This window comes from Roseicyclus amphidinii (assembly GCF_030163755.1).
GTDB classification, from domain to species: Bacteria; Pseudomonadota; Alphaproteobacteria; order Rhodobacterales; family Rhodobacteraceae; genus Roseicyclus; species Roseicyclus amphidinii.
In genome coordinates this window covers 1-15,562 of the sequence record NZ_JASJOE010000070.1, presented here as the reverse complement: position 1 = coordinate 15,562, position 15,562 = coordinate 1, and the positions used below count along the sequence as shown (strand labels likewise).

The window sequence follows — 15,562 nt, the reverse complement described above, 5'->3', positions numbered from 1 at the left end:
ACGACGCTCTTCCGATCTCGCGGCCCCGGACGCGGCGCTGCGCGCCTGCGGGCTGTCGCGGCCCAAGATGCGCTACCTGCGCGCGCTGGCGGCAGCGCGGCTGGATTACGGCGCGCTGCGCGCGGCCACGACAGCGGAGGTGGTGGCGGCGCTGACCGCGCAGCCCGGCATCGGGCGCTGGACGGCCGAGATCTACGCCAAACTCGCGCTGGGACATGCCGATGTCTTCGCGGCGGGCGACCTGGCGTTGCAGGTGGCCGCACAGCGCGCCTTCGGCCTGTCCGCGCGCCCCTCGGAGCGCGAGATGCGGGCGATGGCGGAGGTCTGGTCGCCGGTGCGCGCGGTTGCCGCGCGGGCGCTTTGGGCCTACTACCGGTTGGACAGGCAGAGAGAGGGTGTGCTGTGACGCGGGTTCTGGATTTCGGCAAGGTGGACGCGGCCTCGGGGCGGGCCGAAAGCATGGTGATCTTCCTGCATGGCTACGGCGCGGATGGCGCCGACCTGCTGGGCCTGGCCGAGCCCTTGGCCCCGCATCTGCCCGACACGGTCTTCGTCGCGCCCAACGCGCCGGAACGCTCGGTGATGAACCCGATGGGGTTCCAGTGGTTCCCGATCCCCTGGATCGACGGCTCTTCGGAGGAGGAGGCCGCGAGCGGCATGGCGCGGGCGGCCGAGGATCTGAACGCCTTTCTCGACCGGATGATGGTGGACGAGGACATGCTGCCCGAGCAGGTGGCGCTGGTGGGCTTTTCGCAAGGCACGATGATGAGCCTGCATGTCGCGCCGCGGCGCGAGGATACGGTGGCGGGTGTCGTGGGGTTCTCGGGGCGGCTGGTGAACCCCGAGGCGCTGGCCGAGGAGGTGATGTCGCGCCCGCCGATCCTGCTGTTGCACGGCGACCGCGACGACGTGGTGCCGCCGCAATCGCTGCCCGAGGCGGCCGAGGCGCTGGAGGGGGCGGGCTTTACCGAGGTCTATGCCCATATCATGCAGGGCACGGCGCATGGCATCGCGCCCGACGGGCTGTCGGTGGCGCTGGCCTTTCTTCGTCAGGTGCTGGGGCAGGAGCGGCGCGGCCCTGCGGATGCGTCCGAGGACGACGCGGGGGGCATGGACGATCCGTGAGGCCGGCTGCCTACCTAGGCGTTGATCGCGCGCGCATCCGACTTGTGCCGCCATTCCGGGCGGATCGCTGTGGATAACGTCACGAATCTGTCAAGGTGATCGCCTATCCCTGACTGCGGACCCACTGCATCTTGTAAGGCTTGCCGGAAGCAAAAGCCTAGATATAGTGGGAGCAGTGCTGGAGCGGGGGCTCCCGCTCTGGTGTCTGGTACGGGCAGTCAGGGCAGGGGCGGAGTCATCCATGCAAGACGCGACGCAGATCGAGTTCAGAACACAGTTCGTCCGGGAGCCGGGGGCGTTGAAGAGCCATCCCGCGCTGGTTCTGAATGCCGATTACCGCCCGCTCAGCTATTACCCGCTGTCGCTCTGGCCCTGGCAGGAGGCGGTCAAGGCCGCCTGGCTGGACCGGGTGCAGATCGTGGCGGAATATGACGAGGTGGTCCGCTCGCCCTCGACCGAGATCCGCATCCCCTCGGTGGTGGTGCTGAAGGATTTCGTGAAGCCGCAGAAGCGGGTGGCCTTTACCCGGTTCAACCTGTTCCTGCGCGACGAGTTTTCCTGCCAGTATTGCGGGGCGAAGGGGGATCTGACCTTCGACCATGTCGTGCCGCGGGCCCGCGGCGGGGTGACGAGCTGGGAAAACGTGGTGGCCGCCTGTTCGTCGTGCAACCTGCGCAAGGGGTCCAAGAGCCTGCGCCAGTCGGGTCTGAACCTGCGCAAGCCGCCGCGCCAGCCGGGCGCGGAGGAGTTGCGCAACATGGGGCGGAAGTTTCCGCCGAACCATCTGCACGACAGTTGGCTGGATTTTCTCTACTGGGACAGCGAGCTGGAGGCGTAGGGGCAGGCGGTTTCAGACGGGGCCGGTCGGGCGGTTGTGCTCGGACGGGGCCGGTCGGGCGGGTTGTTCCAGACGGGGCCGGTCGGGCGGGTTGTTCCAGACGGGGCCGGTCGGGCGGGTTGTTCCAGACGGGGCCGGTCGGGCGGCCCACCCACCCACCCCCGCCCGCCCGGCCCCGTCTTGCCGGACCCGTCGCGCGTTGCCTCGGGCGGCGCGCGCGTGGCAGCTGTCGTGTTTCCGTATTTTTGGAAAGGTGAAGCCATAGGGGCGGCGTGACAGGGCGGGCGCGGGGCGCTAGCCTCGAGCCGGAAACGCCCCGATGCAGGAATGTGCCCGATGTCCGATCCCTTCTTCCAGCCGCCTTCGGGCACCGACCTGCCGCGCTATGCTGGGGTGCCCAGCTTCATGCGCCTGCCGTATCTGCCGCCCGGGCATCCGCGCCGGGGCGAGGTGGAGATCGGCATCTTCGGACTGCCCTGGGACGGGGCGACCTCGAACCGGCCGGGCGCGCGGCACGGGCCGCGGGCCTTGCGCGATGCCTCGACCATGATCCGCGAGCGCAACCGCGCGACCGGGCAGGAGCCGTTCAAGGCGGCGCGGGTCGCGGACCTGGGCGATGTGGCGATGAGCCCGGTGGACCAGGACGAGGCGCTTGGCAATGCGCAGGGGTTCATCCGGGGCGTGCTGGGGCAGGGGATCCGGCCCTTCATGGTCGGGGGTGACCATCTGTGCACGCTGACCGTGCTGCGGGAGTTGCGGGCAGTGCGGGGCGAAGCCTTTGGCCTTGTGCTGCTGGACAGCCACACCGACCTGTACCCGCCCTATTTCGGCGGCGAGACGCTGACCCATGGCAACCCGTTCCGGCAGGCCATCGAGGAGGGGTGCCTCGACCCGACCCGCACGGTGATGGTGGGCATGCGCGGCACTTCCTACAACAACGAGGATTTCCAGTATGGCTGGGATCGCGGGGTCAGGATCATTCCGATCGAGGAGTGCATGGCGCTGGGTTGGCCCGCGGTGATGCAGATCGTGCGCGAGGTGGTGGGCGAGGGCGCGACCTATGTCAGCTTCGACATCGACTTCGTCGATCCGGCCTATGCGCCGGGCACGGGCACGCCGGAGGTGGGCGGGCCCAATTCCTTCGAGGCGATCCAATGCGTCCGCGCGCTGCGCGGGCTGGACGTGATCGGCGCGGACCTGGTCGAGGTCTCGCCGCCCTTCGACACGGGCGGGATCACGGCCTGGCTGGGGGCCTCGGTGATGTTCGAATTGCTGTGCGCGATGCAGCGGTGAGCCGCGGAGGTTGTGAGCCGGTCCCGATTTGCTAGACTCCGGTCCGTGGCAGGTGTAAACGCCGCAGCGACAGGCCTTGTTAGCGCTAACAGGGCAGAACGCGGAACGGGACAGTCACGATGGTATCGCGCGTCATTCCGGTCGAGCCTTTCGACCTCGTCATTTTCGGAGCCACCGGCGATCTTGCCCGGCGCAAGATCCTGCCCGGCCTCTATCGCCGCTTCTGCGACGGGCAGATGCCGCCTGAGGCGCGGATCATCGGCGCGGCCCGCACCGAGCAGGACAGCGCCGCCTTTGCCGCGCAGGTGGCCGAGGCGGTCGAGACCTTCCTGCCGCCCGGGAAACGCGACGCCGAGGGGCTCAAGGCGTTCTGCGAGCGGTTGAGCTATGTGGCGGTCGATGCCACGGGCGAGGCGGGTTGGAACGCGTTGAAGGAAGAGATGCGCGACGATGTCGTGCAGGCGTTCTATTTCTCGGTCGCGCCCAGCCTGTTCGGGGCGCTGGCCGAGCGCCTTCATCACTTCGAGATCGCCCGGTCGGATGCGCGGATCGTCGTGGAAAAGCCCTTTGGCCGCGACCTGAAATCGGCGCGCGAGCTGAATGCCACGCTGGCCGCGCATTTCGACGAGACGCAGATCTACCGGATCGACCATTACCTCGGCAAGGAGACGGTGCAGAACCTGATGGCGGTGCGCTTCGGCAACACGCTGTTCGAGCCGCTGTGGAACGCGCAATACGTCGATCACGTGCAGATCACCGTCGCCGAAGAGGTCGGCGTGGGCGGGCGCGGGGCCTATTACGACCGCTCGGGCGCGATGCGGGACATGGTGCAGAACCACCTGATGCAGCTTCTGTGCCTGACCGCGATGGAGCCGCCCGCGCATTTCGAGCCGAGCGCGGTGCGCGACGAGAAGCTCAAGGTCATCCGCGCACTGGACCCGGTCGCGCCCGAGCATATCGTGCGGGGGCAATACCGGGGCGGGGCCGAACCCTCCTATCTCGAGGATGTCGAGAGCGACGAAAGCCTGACCGAAAGCTTCATCGCCATGAAGCTGCATATCGCCAACTGGCGCTGGAACGGCACGCCCTTCTACCTGCGCACCGGCAAGCGGATGAAGGCGCGCAAGTCCGAGATCGTGGTGCATTTCAAGAAGACGCCGCATTCGATCTTCGATGCGGATGCGGGCAGCCGGTCGAACGTGCTGTCGATCCGGCTGCAACCCGACGAGGGGATCGACCTGCGGGTGACGATCAAGGAGCCGGGGCCGGGGGGGATGCGGCTGATCGACGTGCCGCTCGACATGAGTTTCGCCGATGCGCTGGGGCCCGAGGCGGCCGATGTGCCCGATGCCTACGAGCGGCTGATCATGGACGTGATCCGCGGCAACCAGACGCTCTTCATGCGCGGCGACGAGGTGGAGGCCGCCTGGGCCTGGACCGATCCGATCATCGAGGATTGGCAGCGCCGGGCCGACCGGCCCGTTCCTTATGCAGCGGGCGGCACCGGGCCGGAGGAGGCCGCGATCCTGATGCACCGCGACGATCGCAGATGGCGGGAGATCTGACGAGATGGAGCTGATTGCCTACCCCGACCGCGAGCTTCTGATGCTGGGGCTGGCCGACCGGTTGACCGGCGAGCTGGCCGGCGCGCTGCGGGTGGCCGAGCGGGTGAGTTTCTCGGTGCCGGGCGGCACGACACCGGGGCCGGTCTTCGACGTGTTGAGCGAGCAGGCGCTGGACTGGGACCGCGTGTCGGTGGTGCTGAACGATGAACGCTGGGTGCCCGAGGACAGCCCGCGTTCGAACACGGCGCTGTTGAAGAAACGGCTACTGGTATCAAGGGCTTCCGCGGCGACGTTGATCCCTCTCTACGCCGAGGCGCCCGCGCCCGAGGACAGGCTTGCAGAGCTGTCCGAGGGGCTGGAGGGGCATCTGCCGCTCTCGGTGCTGCTGCTGGGGATGGGCGCGGACATGCACACGGCCAGCCTGTTTCCCGGGGCGGACAATCTCGCGGCCGCGCTGGCCGATGACGCGCCGCCGCTGATGGCGATGCGCGCCGAGGGCGCGGGCGAGCCGCGGATCACGCTGACCGCGCCGGTTCTGAAGGGCGCGCTCGGCACGCATGTGCTGATCACCGGGGCCGAGAAGCGCGCGGCGCTGGAGCGGGCGTTGACCCTGCCCGTCGAGGAGGCGCCGGTGCGCGCGGTGCTGGGCGGTGCAACGGTCCATTGGGCGGAGTGACGGAATGAGCGATATCTGGGACATGCTGGCGCGGCATGCCGCGGCCTGCGAGGGGCGGTCGATCCTGTCGCTGTTCGACGCGGACGAGGCGCGCGCGGCGCGGTTCTCGCGGCGGCTGGGCGACATGTTGTTCGATTTCTCGAAGACGCAGATCGACGACACGGGCCTTGCGCTGCTGGTCGAGCTGGCCCGCGCGCGGGGTGTCGAGGCGCGGCGCGACGCGATGTTCGCGGGCGCCACGATCAACGAGACCGAGGGGCGCGCGGTGCTGCACACGGCCCTGCGGGCCGAGGCGGGGCCCGTGATGGTCGACGGGCAGGAGGTGATGCCGGGCGTGCTGGACACGCGCGCGCGGATGGCGGGTTTCGCCGATGCCGTCCGGTCGGGCGAGATCGCGGGCGCGGGCGGGGCCTATACCGACGTGGTGAACATCGGCATCGGCGGCTCGGACCTCGGGCCCGCGATGGCGACGCTGGCGCTGGCCCCCTGTCATGACGGGCCGCGGTTGCATTACGTGTCGAACGTGGATGGCGCGCATATCCATGACACGTTGCGTGGGCTTGATCCCACGCGGACGCTGGTGATCGTCGCCTCCAAGACCTTCACCACGATCGAGACCATGACCAATGCCGACACCGCGAAGGCCTGGATGGCCGGGGCTGTGGCCGATCCGGCGGCGCAATTCGTGGCCTTGTCGAGCGCGACCGGGCGGACGGCGGAGTATGGCATCGCGCCGGACCGGGTCTTCGGTTTCGAGGATTGGGTTGGCGGGCGCTATTCGCTCTGGGGGCCGATCGGGCTGGGCCTGATGCTGGCGGTGGGGCCTGCGCGTTTCGCGGAGTTCCTGGCGGGCGCGCGCGACATGGACACCCATTTCCGCGAGGCGGAGCTGGCGGAGAACCTGCCGGTGCTTCTGGCGCTCACGGGCATCTGGCACAACCAGGTGCAGGGCCATGCAACGCGCGCGGTTCTGCCCTATGATCAACGGCTTGCGCGGCTTCCGGCCTATCTCCAGCAGCTCGAGATGGAGAGCAACGGCAAGCGCGTGGCGATGGATGGCAGCGATCTGGAGATGCACTCCGGGCCCGTGGTCTGGGGCGAGCCGGGCACCAACGGGCAGCATGCCTTCTACCAGCTGATCCACCAGGGCACGCGGGTGATCCCCTGCGAATTCCTGGTCGCGGCCAAGGGGCACGAGCCGGAGCTTGCCCATCATCACCGCCTGTTGGTGGCCAACTGCCTGGCGCAATCCGAGGCGCTGATGCGCGGCCGCAGCCTTGCGGAGGCGCGGGCGCTCATGGCCGGGGCGGGCCTCGAGGGGGCCGAGCTGGAGCGGCAGGCGCGGCATCGTGTTTTCCCCGGCAACCGTCCGTCGACCACGCTGATCTATCCGCGGCTCACGCCCTACGTGCTGGGCCAGATCATCGCGCTTTACGAGCATCGCGTCTTCGTCGAGGGGGTGATCCTGGGGATCAACAGTTTCGACCAATGGGGGGTCGAACTGGGCAAGGAGCTGGCCAAGGCGCTGGACCCGGTCCTGACGGGCGCGGCCGATGGCGCGGGCAAGGATGGCTCGACGCGGGCGCTGGTCGCCTATGTGAGGGGCGACTGAGGGCGGCGCGGCAGGTTTGCGTCGCGCGTGGGGGAGATGCTGCTCCCGAAGGCCGTATTTGGGGGAAGATGAAGGGGCCGGGCCTGGGTCCGGGGCTGTCGGGGTGGCTTCGCCCGCGGCGGTCCGGCGCGTGCCGGAGGGGCGGCGTGCGTGGTGCCGTTTGGTGGCTGGCGGCAGGTCAACGTGCCTTGCGCGCATCGCGGCTTCGTCGCGGGCGTGATGCCGGGGAAGACCGGGGTCGGGCTGCGGAGGGGCGAACTGTCCGAGGCCTTGAACCGGTCTTGACGGGCGCGACCGATGGCGCGGGCAAGGATGGCTCGACGCGGGCGTTGGTCGGCTATGTGAGGGGCGACTGAGGGCGGCGCGGCAGGTTTGCGTCGCGCGTGGGGGAGATGCTGCTCCCGAAGGCCGTATTTGGGGGAAGATGAAGGGTGGGGCCGGGTGTCGGGCCGGGGTCAGGGGCTTTCGCAGAGGGCCCCGTCGATCTCGGTGAAGGCGCGGCGGCCCGGGGCGGGGATCGGGTGGCGGCCGGGCCCGTCGCGGTTCAGAAGCACGATGATCGCCTCGCCCGCGGCGGTCTGGCGTGCGCCGGAGGGGGCGGGCAGCCAGACGGCGAACTCCATGGTGAAGGACGTGGTGCGAAAGGCGCGCGTGCGGCCCGTCACCACGTAATCCATGCCGTTGAACATCTCGGCCAGGTAGTCGCAACTGGCGCGTTTCAGGACAAGGCGCGGGCTCTCCGGGCCGTAATCGGTGATGCCGCGGGCCTGCAGGTAGGGCAGGCGGAAGCTTTCGAACCAGCGCAGGTAGGCGGTGTTGTTGACATGGCCGAGCGCGTCGATCTCGCCGAAGCGGACCCGGTCGGCGAGGCCGAAGCCCCAGGGGGCCGGGATGCCGAGGGCGCGCAGCGCGGGCGCGTCGAGGGGGGTGTGATAGCGCAGGTCCATGGCCCTCGCATGTGCCCAAGCCCGCGCCGCGGCGCAAGCCCCCGTCGGGCCGCGCCTGCGCCGTCTTGACCTTGGCGGGCAATCGGGGTCTGCAGGGCGCGAGGGACCGCGAAGATGCGCGCATGACCAGCACCACGACCGCGACGGCATGGAAGGACACGACTGTCACGCTCCTGGTCGGGGTGACGGGGGCGGTGCTGTTCTGGCTGATCGGGTTTCCCGCGGCGGTTCTGACCGGTCCGGCGGCCGCGGTCTCCATCGCCACGCTGGCGGGGCTGCGCACGCGCATCCCGGACCCTTTGCGCGATGCGGTCTTCCTCGTGATCGGGGTGCAGATCGGCAGCACGGTCACCCCCGAGGTGATCGCAACCGCGCTGACCTGGCCCCTGTCGCTGGCGGTGCTGACGGTGACGCTTGTCCTTGTGCTGCTGGCGGTGAAGGGCGTGCTGATGCGCGCTTTCCGCTACGACCGGATGACCGCGACGCTGGCGGCGACGCCGGGGCATTTGAGCTACGTGCTGGGCCTGTCCACGGACCTCGGCGCGGATGTGCCGCGGGTGGCGCTGGTGCAATCGGTCCGGGTGCTGATGCTGACGCTGATCGTGCCGGTCCTCGTGGCGCTCTGGGGGGTGGAGGGCACGGCCTACCTGGCCGACCGCGGCCCGATCTCGGCGCTGTCGCTGGCGCTGATCCTTCCGCTGTCGCTGGGGCTGGGGCTGGTGTTCAAGCGGCTGGGGGTGCCTGCGCCGCTGCTGCTGGGGGCGATGGCGGTCTCGGCGCTTGGGCATGGGTCGGACCTGACGCCGGGGACGATGCCGGTCTGGATGACGGTGGCGGCCTTCGTCTGCATGGGGACGCTCATCGGCACGCGGTTTTCCGGGCTCGACCGGCGTGGCCTTGCGGGCGCGCTGCTGGCCGGGGTCGTCTCGACCGTGATCGCCTGCGCGGTGGCCGCGGCGGGGGCGTGGCTGGCGGCGGGGGTGGTGGGGCTGCCGGCGGCGGCGCTGCTTCTGGCCTTTGCGCCGGGCGGGGTCGAGGTGATGGCGGCCATTGCGGTGGAGACCGGGTTGGAGCCCGCTTTCGTCGCGGCCCATCACGTCTTTCGGTTGATCATCCTGACGGTGCTGGTGCCGGTGCTGATCGCGCGGCTGCGGCGGGCCCCGAACGGATAACGGGCCGCGGCCCTGGGAAGCACGCGGCCCGAAACCGGGTCTTGGGAGGAGGAACCGCGCGGGCAAGGGGGGGGACCCGGCGCTTCCATGCCTTGCACCTTGCCCACGGGATGCGGCACGAATGCGGCGGGTCCGGCACGGTTTCAGGGTGATTTCGGCGCGATTGCGGGGCAGGTGTTGCTGGGCACGCGGGGCGCGGCGGGCGGGGTGCGCCGGTCGATCCTGTCACATCGGGAAGCGTTGGAGCGGGTAACGGGAATCGAACCCGTAACTGAAGCTTGGGAAGCTTTCGTGATACCTTTTCACCATACCCGCATCACGACGCCCAGATAGTCCTGCGGGGCAGGGGGCGTCAAGGCCTCTCACCCCCGTCTGCGCCGCCTGCGGCCGCCCGCCTCGCCGCCGCCCGGTGCGCTGCCCGAGGCGCCGAAGGCGACCGGGGGCAGGGGGGCGATGCGCGCCAGTTCCGGGAAGGGGTCGGTCGCGTGGGGGATGGCGTTGGCGTTGACGAAATGCTCCTGGAAGCGCGGCTCGATCGCGGTCTCGATCTTTTCGATCTTCCGCACGGTCTGCTCGATCTTCTGTCGCGCCGTGCGGTTGCAGAGCGCGATGCGCGCGCCGTGGCCCGCCGCGTTGCCCGCGCTGGTGACATTTTCCAGCGTCGCGTCGGGGATCATGCCCAGCACCATGGCGTGCTTGGGGCTGATATGGGCGCCGAAGGCCCCGGCCAGAACGACGCGGTCCACGCGGTCGACGCCGCGCTTGTCCATCAGGAGCCGCGCCCCGGCGTAAAGCGCCGATTTCGCCAGCTGGATCGCGCGGATGTCGCCCTGGGTGACGGTGATGCGCGGCCCGCCGGTGTCACTCGCGTCATGGACGAGATAGGCGTGCGTCCGGCCGGTGGGCTCGGCCCGCGCGGTGCCCGTCGCCTCGGCGCTGCCGATCAGGCCCGAGGCATCCAGAAGGCCCGCCATGCGCATCTCGGCCACGGCCTCGATGATGCCCGAGCCGCAGATGCCGGTGACGCCGCTGTCCTTGGTCGCCTCGGCGAAGCCGGGGTCGTCGGACCAGAGGTCGCATCCGATGACGCGGAAACGCGGTTCCTTGGTCACGGGGTCGATCTCGATCCGTTCGATGGCACCGGGGGCGGCGCGCTGGCCCGCGCTGATCTGAGCGCCCTCGAAGGCGGGACCGGTGGGCGAGGAACAGGCGAGAACGCCCGAGCGGTCGCCCAGCAGGATCTCGGCATTGGTGCCGACATCGACGATGAGGGTCAGCGCTTCGGCTTTGTCGGGTTCTTCGCTGAGGGCGACGGCGGCGGCATCCGCGCCGACATGGCCCGCGATGCAGGGCAGCAGGTAGACCTGTGCCGCGGGCGCGATGGTGGTCAGGCCGATGTCGCGGGCCGGAAGCGTCAGGCTGCCCGAGGTGGCGAGCGCGAAGGGAGCCTGGCCCAGCTCGACCGGGTCGATGCCCAGAAGCAGGTGATGCATCACCGGGTTGCAGACGATGACCGTCTCGAAGATCAGCGCGGGGTCGATCCCGCCCTCGGCGGCGATCTCGGTGGCGAGTTGCGCGATGGCCTGTTGGACGGCGCGGGTCATCTCGGCGTCGCCGCCGGGGTTCATCATCGCGTAGCTGACGCGGCTCATCAGGTCTTCGCCGAAGCGGATCTGCGGGTTCATCAGGCCCGAGGAGGCGAGAACGCGCCCGTCGGTCAGATCGCACAGATGCGCTGCGATGGTGGTGGAGCCGAGGTCGATGGCAAGGCCGTGCAGCCCGCCCTCGTGCAGGCCGGGCCAGACGTCGAGGATGCGGAATTCTTCCGTGTTCGCAGGCTGATGGAGCGCGACGCTCACCTGCCATTGGCCCTTGCGAAGAGCCGGTTGCAGCTTTTGCAGCACCGACAGGGGGGCGGTCACGCCCTCGATCTGCCATTGCTCCCTGAGCGCCGCCTGCAGGCGTTCGAAATCGCCCGAGGGTTCGTGCATGTCGGGTTCCTGCACCTCGACCAGCACAAGCCGCGTGGCCGGGTCCATGACGATGGGCCTGGCGGAGGCGGCCTTGCGCACCACCTGCCGGTGGACCTGTGACTCGGGCGGCACGTCCACGACGATGTCGCTTTGCACGGTGGCCTGGCAGCCGAGGCGGCGGCCCTCTTTCAACCCGCGGACGCGGTCATAGCGTGCCTCGACCTCGTTCCACTCGGAGAGCGCGCCGTCGCGGACTGTGACGCCATGCTTGGGGAAATCGCCGTAGGAGGGGGCGACCTGGCATTTCGAACAGATGCCGCGCCCGCCGCAGACGCTATCGAGGTCGACGCCCAACTGGCGCGCGGCGGTCAGGATGGGGGTGCCGACGGGGAAGCGGCCGCGCTTGCCCGAGGGGGTGAAGATGACGAGGGGGTTGTCGCTCATGCGCCGGTATCTGGTCCTGTTGCGTCAGACAGCAAGATGCCGCCCCTGCGGACGGCATCCCTTGGAAGTGGTGTGGCTCAGCCCGCGCGACGCCGCCGCCCGCCCGCGCGACCGCCGCGCAGCGCGGCGTCGGGGTCTTGGTTGAACTTGATCCAGGCCGCTCCGCCATCGTCGTGGTTCAGCAGGAAATTGGCGGCGCGGATCGCCTCCATCTCCTTGCCGGGGCGCGGCTTGGTGGAGCCCATGCCGAAGAGCTTGACGAAGGTCTCGTCATCCATGTCGGGCGGCAGGATCACGCCCGCGGCCTCGATTGCGGCCTTCTTCTCGGCGATGGCCTTGGGGCCGATGGGCAGCGCCACGGGGTTCATGATCGCGCTGGTCATGCCCGCGCCGAAGGCCATGGGCAGGAAGGCGTTGTTGATCCCGTGCCGGTTCGGCAGCCCGAAGGAGATGTTGGAGGCCCCGCAGGTCGTGTTCACGCCCAGCTCTTCGCGCAACCGGCGCACGAGGGTGAAGACCTGGTGGCCCGCCGTCGCCATCGCACCGATGGGCATGACCAGCGGGTCGACCACGATGTCATGGGCGGGGATGCCAAAATCGGCGGCGCGCTCCACGATCTTCTTGGCCACGGCGAAGCGGACCTCGGGGTCCTCGGAAATGCCGGTGTCGTCGTTCGAGATCGCCACCACGGGGACGTTGTATTTCTTGACCAGCGGCAGGACGAGTTCCAGCCGCTCTTCCTCGCCCGTGACCGAGTTCAGGAGGGGGCGGCCGTTGGCGGCCTCGAGCCCCGCCTCGAGCGCGCCGGGGACCGAGCTGTCGATGCAGAGTGGGCAATCGGTGACGCCCTGCACGACGCGGATCAGTTCGGGCATCAGCATCGGTTCGACGAAGTTGTTGTCGGCGTAGCGGGCATCCTCGCCCATCTTGTTGGAGAAGACCGCGCCGGAGTTCACGTCGAGCACCGTCGCGCCGGCTGCGACCTGGGCGATGGCGTCGGCCTCCACGCGGGAGAAATCGCCGCGCTCGAGCTCTTCGTTCAGGATCTTGCGGCCGGTGGGGTTGATCCGCTCGCCGATCACGCAGAACGGCTGGTCGAAGCCGATCACGGTGGTCTTCGTTTGCGACTCGATAACGGTGCGGGTCATGTCTGCTGTGCTCTTTCTCAGGTGTGGGAGGCCGGGCGCGCTGCCGCGCCGCCGTTCTCGATGGCCCAGGTGGCATTGGTCTTTACGCCGCCCAGCGGGAAGAAGTGGATGCGCTCGATGTTGCCGCCGCGGCCCTCGGCCTTGGCCTTTGCAAGGGCTGTCAGGATCTCGGTCGGCTCGAAGGGCAGCAGGAGCTTGGACACGTCCTTGGCCCGCTTCTGCAGGACCGAGAGCGAGGGGCCGACGCCGCAGGCGATGGCGAACTTGATCAGCGTCTGCAGCTTCGCGGGGCCCGCGATGCCCAGATGGACGGGCATGGTGATGCCCGCGGCCTGCAACCGGTCGGCCCAGTCGAGCACCGGCCCGGCTTCGAAGGCGAACTGCGTGGCCATGGCGAAGGCGGCGTCCGAACGGTCGGCGAACTCCTGTTTCCACTTGATCGCGGCCATGACCTCGGCCTCGCCGCCCTTGGGGTCGATGTCGCGGTTGCCCTCGGGGTGGCCCGCGACATGCAGGCGCTCGAACCCGTCGAAGAGGCCGGTTTCCAGCAATTGCATGGAGGAGTGGAAATCACCGCGCGGCGTGGGGATGCCGCCGGCAAGGATCAGGCCCTGTTTCACGCCCGCCTCACCGCGGTAGCGCGCGACCCAATCGGCCAGCGTGGCGCGGTCGGGGATCGAGCGGGCGGGGAAATGCGGCATCGGCTCAAAGCCCTCGTCGCGCAGGCGGCGGGCGGTGGCGAGCATCTCGTCGAAGGGGGTGCCGTCGATATGGGCGATGTAGACGCGGGTGCCCGCGGGCAGCAGGTCGCGGAAATCCTCGACCTTCTCGGCGGTGCGGGGCATGACCTCGATCGAGTAGTCCTGAAGCAGGGCCTCGATGCCGGGGTTGGCCGGTGTGGCGGGGGCCGCGTCGCGGTTGCGGAATTTCAGAAGTGCCATCGCTTTCTCCCAGAACGAGGCCATGGCCTCAGGCGGCATCGGTGTCGGGCGTCTCGAAGCCGTCGGCCTCGATCAGCCGCTTGATGCGGTCGGTGTCGTAGTCGGCGTCGAGGCGCGCGGCCTCGGCGGCGGCAATCGCGTCAGGGTCGCCCTCGATCTCGCCCGCGTCCACGCGGCGCCATTCGGCGAGATAGGCATCCTCGTCCTTGGCGCCGATCTTCATCGCGCAGCGGTCGATGGCCTGCTCGAAGCGTTCGGGCAGCACGGCCTTGGATCCGCGACGCCCCTTGCCCACGATGACCTGGGCGGGGATGTCGCGCCAGAAGACATGGGTGACATTGGGCATCGGGTCGGTCCTTTCCGGGGGCGGAGCGGCTGCGGTTGGCGCACCATAGGCGAGGCGCGTCGGGCGGCACGCTCCAATTTCGACACAAGCCGGGGCGGGAGCGACCACCGGCATGGCGCAGAGATAGCCGCCGGACCCGCCGAGGGCGAGGTGCGGACGCGCCCAAAATTCTCATGAAGATGTTGAGTCGTCTTGGGTGCGCATGTCACGTCGCCATTGTGACCGCGCTGGGCAGTTGCTACATTGCCCGCAACACGAAATTCGGAGGCCCGCATGTCGCGCAAGCGCAAAGGCGGCGCCGGTCCGTTCCCCAGAGCCGTGACCCCGGTGGTGCCGCTCACCCCCGTCGCGGAGCCGACTGTCGAACGGCGCCTAGCGCCATCATCCCGGCCCGATCCGGCCGATCTCTATGCCGCGCTCGATCTCGGCACGAATTCCTGCCGCATGCTCATCGCCCAGCCGAAGGGCAACCAGCTGCATGTCGTGGATTCCTTCTCGAAAAGCGTGCAGCTGGGGCAGGGGCTGGAGGCGTCGGGGCGGCTCAGCCGCGCGTCGATGGCGCGCACGGTGGGGGCGCTGAAGATCTGCCAGAGGAAACTGGCCAAGCACCAGGTCAGCCGGATGCGGCTGGTCGCCACCGAGGCCTGCAGGCGGGCGACCAATGCCGCCGAGTTCATCGCCGTGGTGCAGCGCGAGACGGGCCTCGCGCTCGAGATCATCGAGCCGGAGGAGGAGGCGCGGCTGGCCGTCGTCTCCTGCGCGCCGCTGGTCTCGATGAAGACCGAGCAGTTGCTCGTCGTGGACATCGGCGGCGGCTCGACCGAGCTGGTGTGGATCGACCTTTCCCGCGTGCCGCGGGTCGAGCGGCCGCGCGCGATCATGCGGCTGCACCAGGGGTTCGACCACGAGGAGACGGTGTTTCCCCGCGCCAAGGTGGTGGACTGGATTTCCATTCCGCTGGGGGTGGCGACGCTGAAGGACATGTATTCCGACGTGGCCGACGACGGCGCGCGCTTCGCGCTGATGAGCTGGTATTTCGAGGAACAGCTCGCGGCCTTCTCGCCCTATGATGACGCCGCCGACCAGGCGCGCGAGGGGTTCCAGATCATCGGAACGAGCGGCACGGTGACGACGGTGGCGGCTTCGCATCTCGGGTTGCGGCGCTACGACCGCAACAAGGTGGACGGGTTGCGGATGACCTCGGACCAGATCGACAGCGTGATCCAGCAATATCTCGCGCTCGGCCCCGAGGGGCGGCGGCGCGACCCGCGCATCGGGCGCGACCGGCAGACGCTGATCATGTCGGGCGCCGCGATCCTGCAGGCGCTTTTGCGGGCCTGGCCGACCGACCGGTTGAGCGTGGCCGACCGCGGGCTGCGCGAGGGGCTGCTTTACGCGCAGATGTCGGCCGATGGCGTGCTGGAGGACGGTCCGTTCTGAGACCCTGACAGGGGTTGCGCCGCCTGCGGCGTCGCCGGGGGG

14 protein-coding genes and 1 tRNA gene are annotated in these 15,562 nt (G+C 69.3%); 9 read left to right on the top strand and 6 right to left on the bottom strand.

Annotation, left to right across the window (positions count from 1 at the left end):
* The 7 genes from QQK83_RS16660 to pgi all read left to right on the top strand — a co-directional run.
* The coding region (locus tag QQK83_RS16660) for a DNA-3-methyladenine glycosylase family protein (RefSeq protein ID WP_417750366.1) at positions 1 to 406 on the top strand (406 nt) is incomplete at its 5' end.
* Positions 403 to 1,125: an alpha/beta hydrolase gene (locus QQK83_RS16655; RefSeq protein ID WP_284266151.1), complete on the top strand. Its 723-nt coding sequence runs from the start codon at positions 403 to 405 to the stop codon at positions 1,123 to 1,125. The genes QQK83_RS16660 and QQK83_RS16655, both read left to right, overlap by 4 nt.
* 241 nt (positions 1,126 to 1,366) lie before the next feature.
* The gene (locus QQK83_RS16650) at positions 1,367 to 1,963 is read left to right on the top strand and encodes an HNH endonuclease (protein WP_284266150.1); all 597 of its coding nucleotides are present in this window, start codon (positions 1,367 to 1,369) and stop codon (positions 1,961 to 1,963) included.
* A 336-nt stretch (positions 1,964 to 2,299) separates the two neighbouring features.
* On the top strand, positions 2,300 to 3,256 hold the full coding sequence (locus QQK83_RS16645; protein WP_284266149.1) for an agmatinase: 957 nt from the start codon (positions 2,300 to 2,302) through the stop codon (positions 3,254 to 3,256).
* Between the two features lie 119 nt (positions 3,257 to 3,375).
* Positions 3,376 to 4,821 carry a glucose-6-phosphate dehydrogenase gene (zwf, locus tag QQK83_RS16640; RefSeq protein WP_284266148.1) on the top strand — a complete coding sequence of 482 codons (1,446 nt, stop codon included), beginning with the start codon at positions 3,376 to 3,378 and terminating at the stop codon, positions 4,819 to 4,821.
* Between the two features lie 4 nt (positions 4,822 to 4,825).
* Positions 4,826 to 5,497, top strand: coding sequence for a 6-phosphogluconolactonase (pgl, locus tag QQK83_RS16635; protein WP_284266147.1), 672 nt, complete (start codon positions 4,826 to 4,828; stop codon positions 5,495 to 5,497).
* 4 nt (positions 5,498 to 5,501) lie between these two features.
* Positions 5,502 to 7,109: a glucose-6-phosphate isomerase gene (gene pgi, locus QQK83_RS16630; RefSeq protein WP_284266146.1), complete on the top strand. Its 1,608-nt coding sequence runs from the start codon at positions 5,502 to 5,504 to the stop codon at positions 7,107 to 7,109.
* A 455-nt stretch (positions 7,110 to 7,564) separates the two neighbouring features.
* On the opposite strand, the gene QQK83_RS16625 is transcribed toward pgi, so the two are convergent.
* Positions 7,565 to 8,056 (bottom strand): acyl-CoA thioesterase, encoded by a 492-nt coding sequence (locus QQK83_RS16625; RefSeq protein WP_284266145.1) that lies wholly within the window; start codon positions 8,054 to 8,056, stop codon positions 7,565 to 7,567.
* A 122-nt stretch (positions 8,057 to 8,178) separates the two neighbouring features.
* Between QQK83_RS16625 and QQK83_RS16620 the strand changes: the two genes are divergently transcribed.
* The gene (locus tag QQK83_RS16620) at positions 8,179 to 9,228 is read left to right on the top strand and encodes an AbrB family transcriptional regulator (RefSeq protein WP_284266144.1); all 1,050 of its coding nucleotides are present in this window, start codon (positions 8,179 to 8,181) and stop codon (positions 9,226 to 9,228) included.
* Between the two features lie 241 nt (positions 9,229 to 9,469).
* On the opposite strand, the gene QQK83_RS16615 is transcribed toward QQK83_RS16620, so the two are convergent.
* The 5 genes from QQK83_RS16615 to QQK83_RS16595 all read right to left on the bottom strand — a co-directional run bounded on the left by QQK83_RS16615 (position 9,470) and on the right by QQK83_RS16595 (position 14,080).
* Positions 9,470 to 9,543, bottom strand: a tRNA-Gly gene (locus tag QQK83_RS16615).
* 47 nt (positions 9,544 to 9,590) lie between these two features.
* Positions 9,591 to 11,645: an ASKHA domain-containing protein gene (locus tag QQK83_RS16610; protein WP_284266143.1), complete on the bottom strand. Its 2,055-nt coding sequence runs from the start codon at positions 11,643 to 11,645 to the stop codon at positions 9,591 to 9,593.
* Between the two features lie 77 nt (positions 11,646 to 11,722).
* The gene (locus QQK83_RS16605; protein WP_284266142.1) at positions 11,723 to 12,793 is read right to left on the bottom strand and encodes a methyltetrahydrofolate cobalamin methyltransferase; all 1,071 of its coding nucleotides are present in this window, start codon (positions 12,791 to 12,793) and stop codon (positions 11,723 to 11,725) included.
* A 17-nt stretch (positions 12,794 to 12,810) separates the two neighbouring features.
* The gene (locus QQK83_RS16600) at positions 12,811 to 13,734 is read right to left on the bottom strand and encodes a methylenetetrahydrofolate reductase (RefSeq protein ID WP_284266141.1); all 924 of its coding nucleotides are present in this window, start codon (positions 13,732 to 13,734) and stop codon (positions 12,811 to 12,813) included.
* A gap of 28 nt (positions 13,735 to 13,762) precedes the next feature.
* Positions 13,763 to 14,080, bottom strand: coding sequence for a virulence factor (locus QQK83_RS16595; RefSeq protein ID WP_284266140.1), 318 nt, complete (start codon positions 14,078 to 14,080; stop codon positions 13,763 to 13,765).
* A 273-nt stretch (positions 14,081 to 14,353) separates the two neighbouring features.
* Here QQK83_RS16595 and QQK83_RS16590 point away from each other — a divergent pair, with 273 nt between their 5' ends.
* On the top strand, positions 14,354 to 15,520 hold the full coding sequence (locus QQK83_RS16590) for a Ppx/GppA phosphatase family protein (protein ID WP_284266139.1): 1,167 nt from the start codon (positions 14,354 to 14,356) through the stop codon (positions 15,518 to 15,520).
* The last annotated feature ends 42 nt before the right edge of the window (positions 15,521 to 15,562 follow it).

Excerpts from the sequence above, each read along its gene's own strand:
- QQK83_RS16590 (WP_284266139.1), top strand. The coding sequence starts at position 14,354 with ATGTCGCGCAAGCGCAAAGGCGGCGCCGGTCCGTTCCCCAGAGCCGTG.
- QQK83_RS16625 (WP_284266145.1), bottom strand. The coding sequence starts at position 8,056 with ATGGACCTGCGCTATCACACCCCCCTCGACGCGCCCGCGCTGCGCGCC.
- QQK83_RS16650 (WP_284266150.1), top strand. The coding sequence starts at position 1,367 with ATGCAAGACGCGACGCAGATCGAGTTCAGAACACAGTTCGTCCGGGAG.
- pgl (WP_284266147.1), top strand. The coding sequence starts at position 4,826 with ATGGAGCTGATTGCCTACCCCGACCGCGAGCTTCTGATGCTGGGGCTG.
- pgi (WP_284266146.1), top strand. The coding sequence starts at position 5,502 with ATGAGCGATATCTGGGACATGCTGGCGCGGCATGCCGCGGCCTGCGAG.
- QQK83_RS16595 (WP_284266140.1), bottom strand. The coding sequence starts at position 14,080 with ATGCCCAATGTCACCCATGTCTTCTGGCGCGACATCCCCGCCCAGGTC.
- zwf (WP_284266148.1), top strand. The coding sequence starts at position 3,376 with ATGGTATCGCGCGTCATTCCGGTCGAGCCTTTCGACCTCGTCATTTTC.
- QQK83_RS16610 (WP_284266143.1), bottom strand. The coding sequence starts at position 11,645 with ATGAGCGACAACCCCCTCGTCATCTTCACCCCCTCGGGCAAGCGCGGC.
- QQK83_RS16620 (WP_284266144.1), top strand. The coding sequence starts at position 8,179 with ATGACCAGCACCACGACCGCGACGGCATGGAAGGACACGACTGTCACG.
- QQK83_RS16600 (WP_284266141.1), bottom strand. The coding sequence starts at position 13,734 with ATGGCACTTCTGAAATTCCGCAACCGCGACGCGGCCCCCGCCACACCG.
- QQK83_RS16605 (WP_284266142.1), bottom strand. The coding sequence starts at position 12,793 with ATGACCCGCACCGTTATCGAGTCGCAAACGAAGACCACCGTGATCGGC.
- QQK83_RS16645 (WP_284266149.1), top strand. The coding sequence starts at position 2,300 with ATGTCCGATCCCTTCTTCCAGCCGCCTTCGGGCACCGACCTGCCGCGC.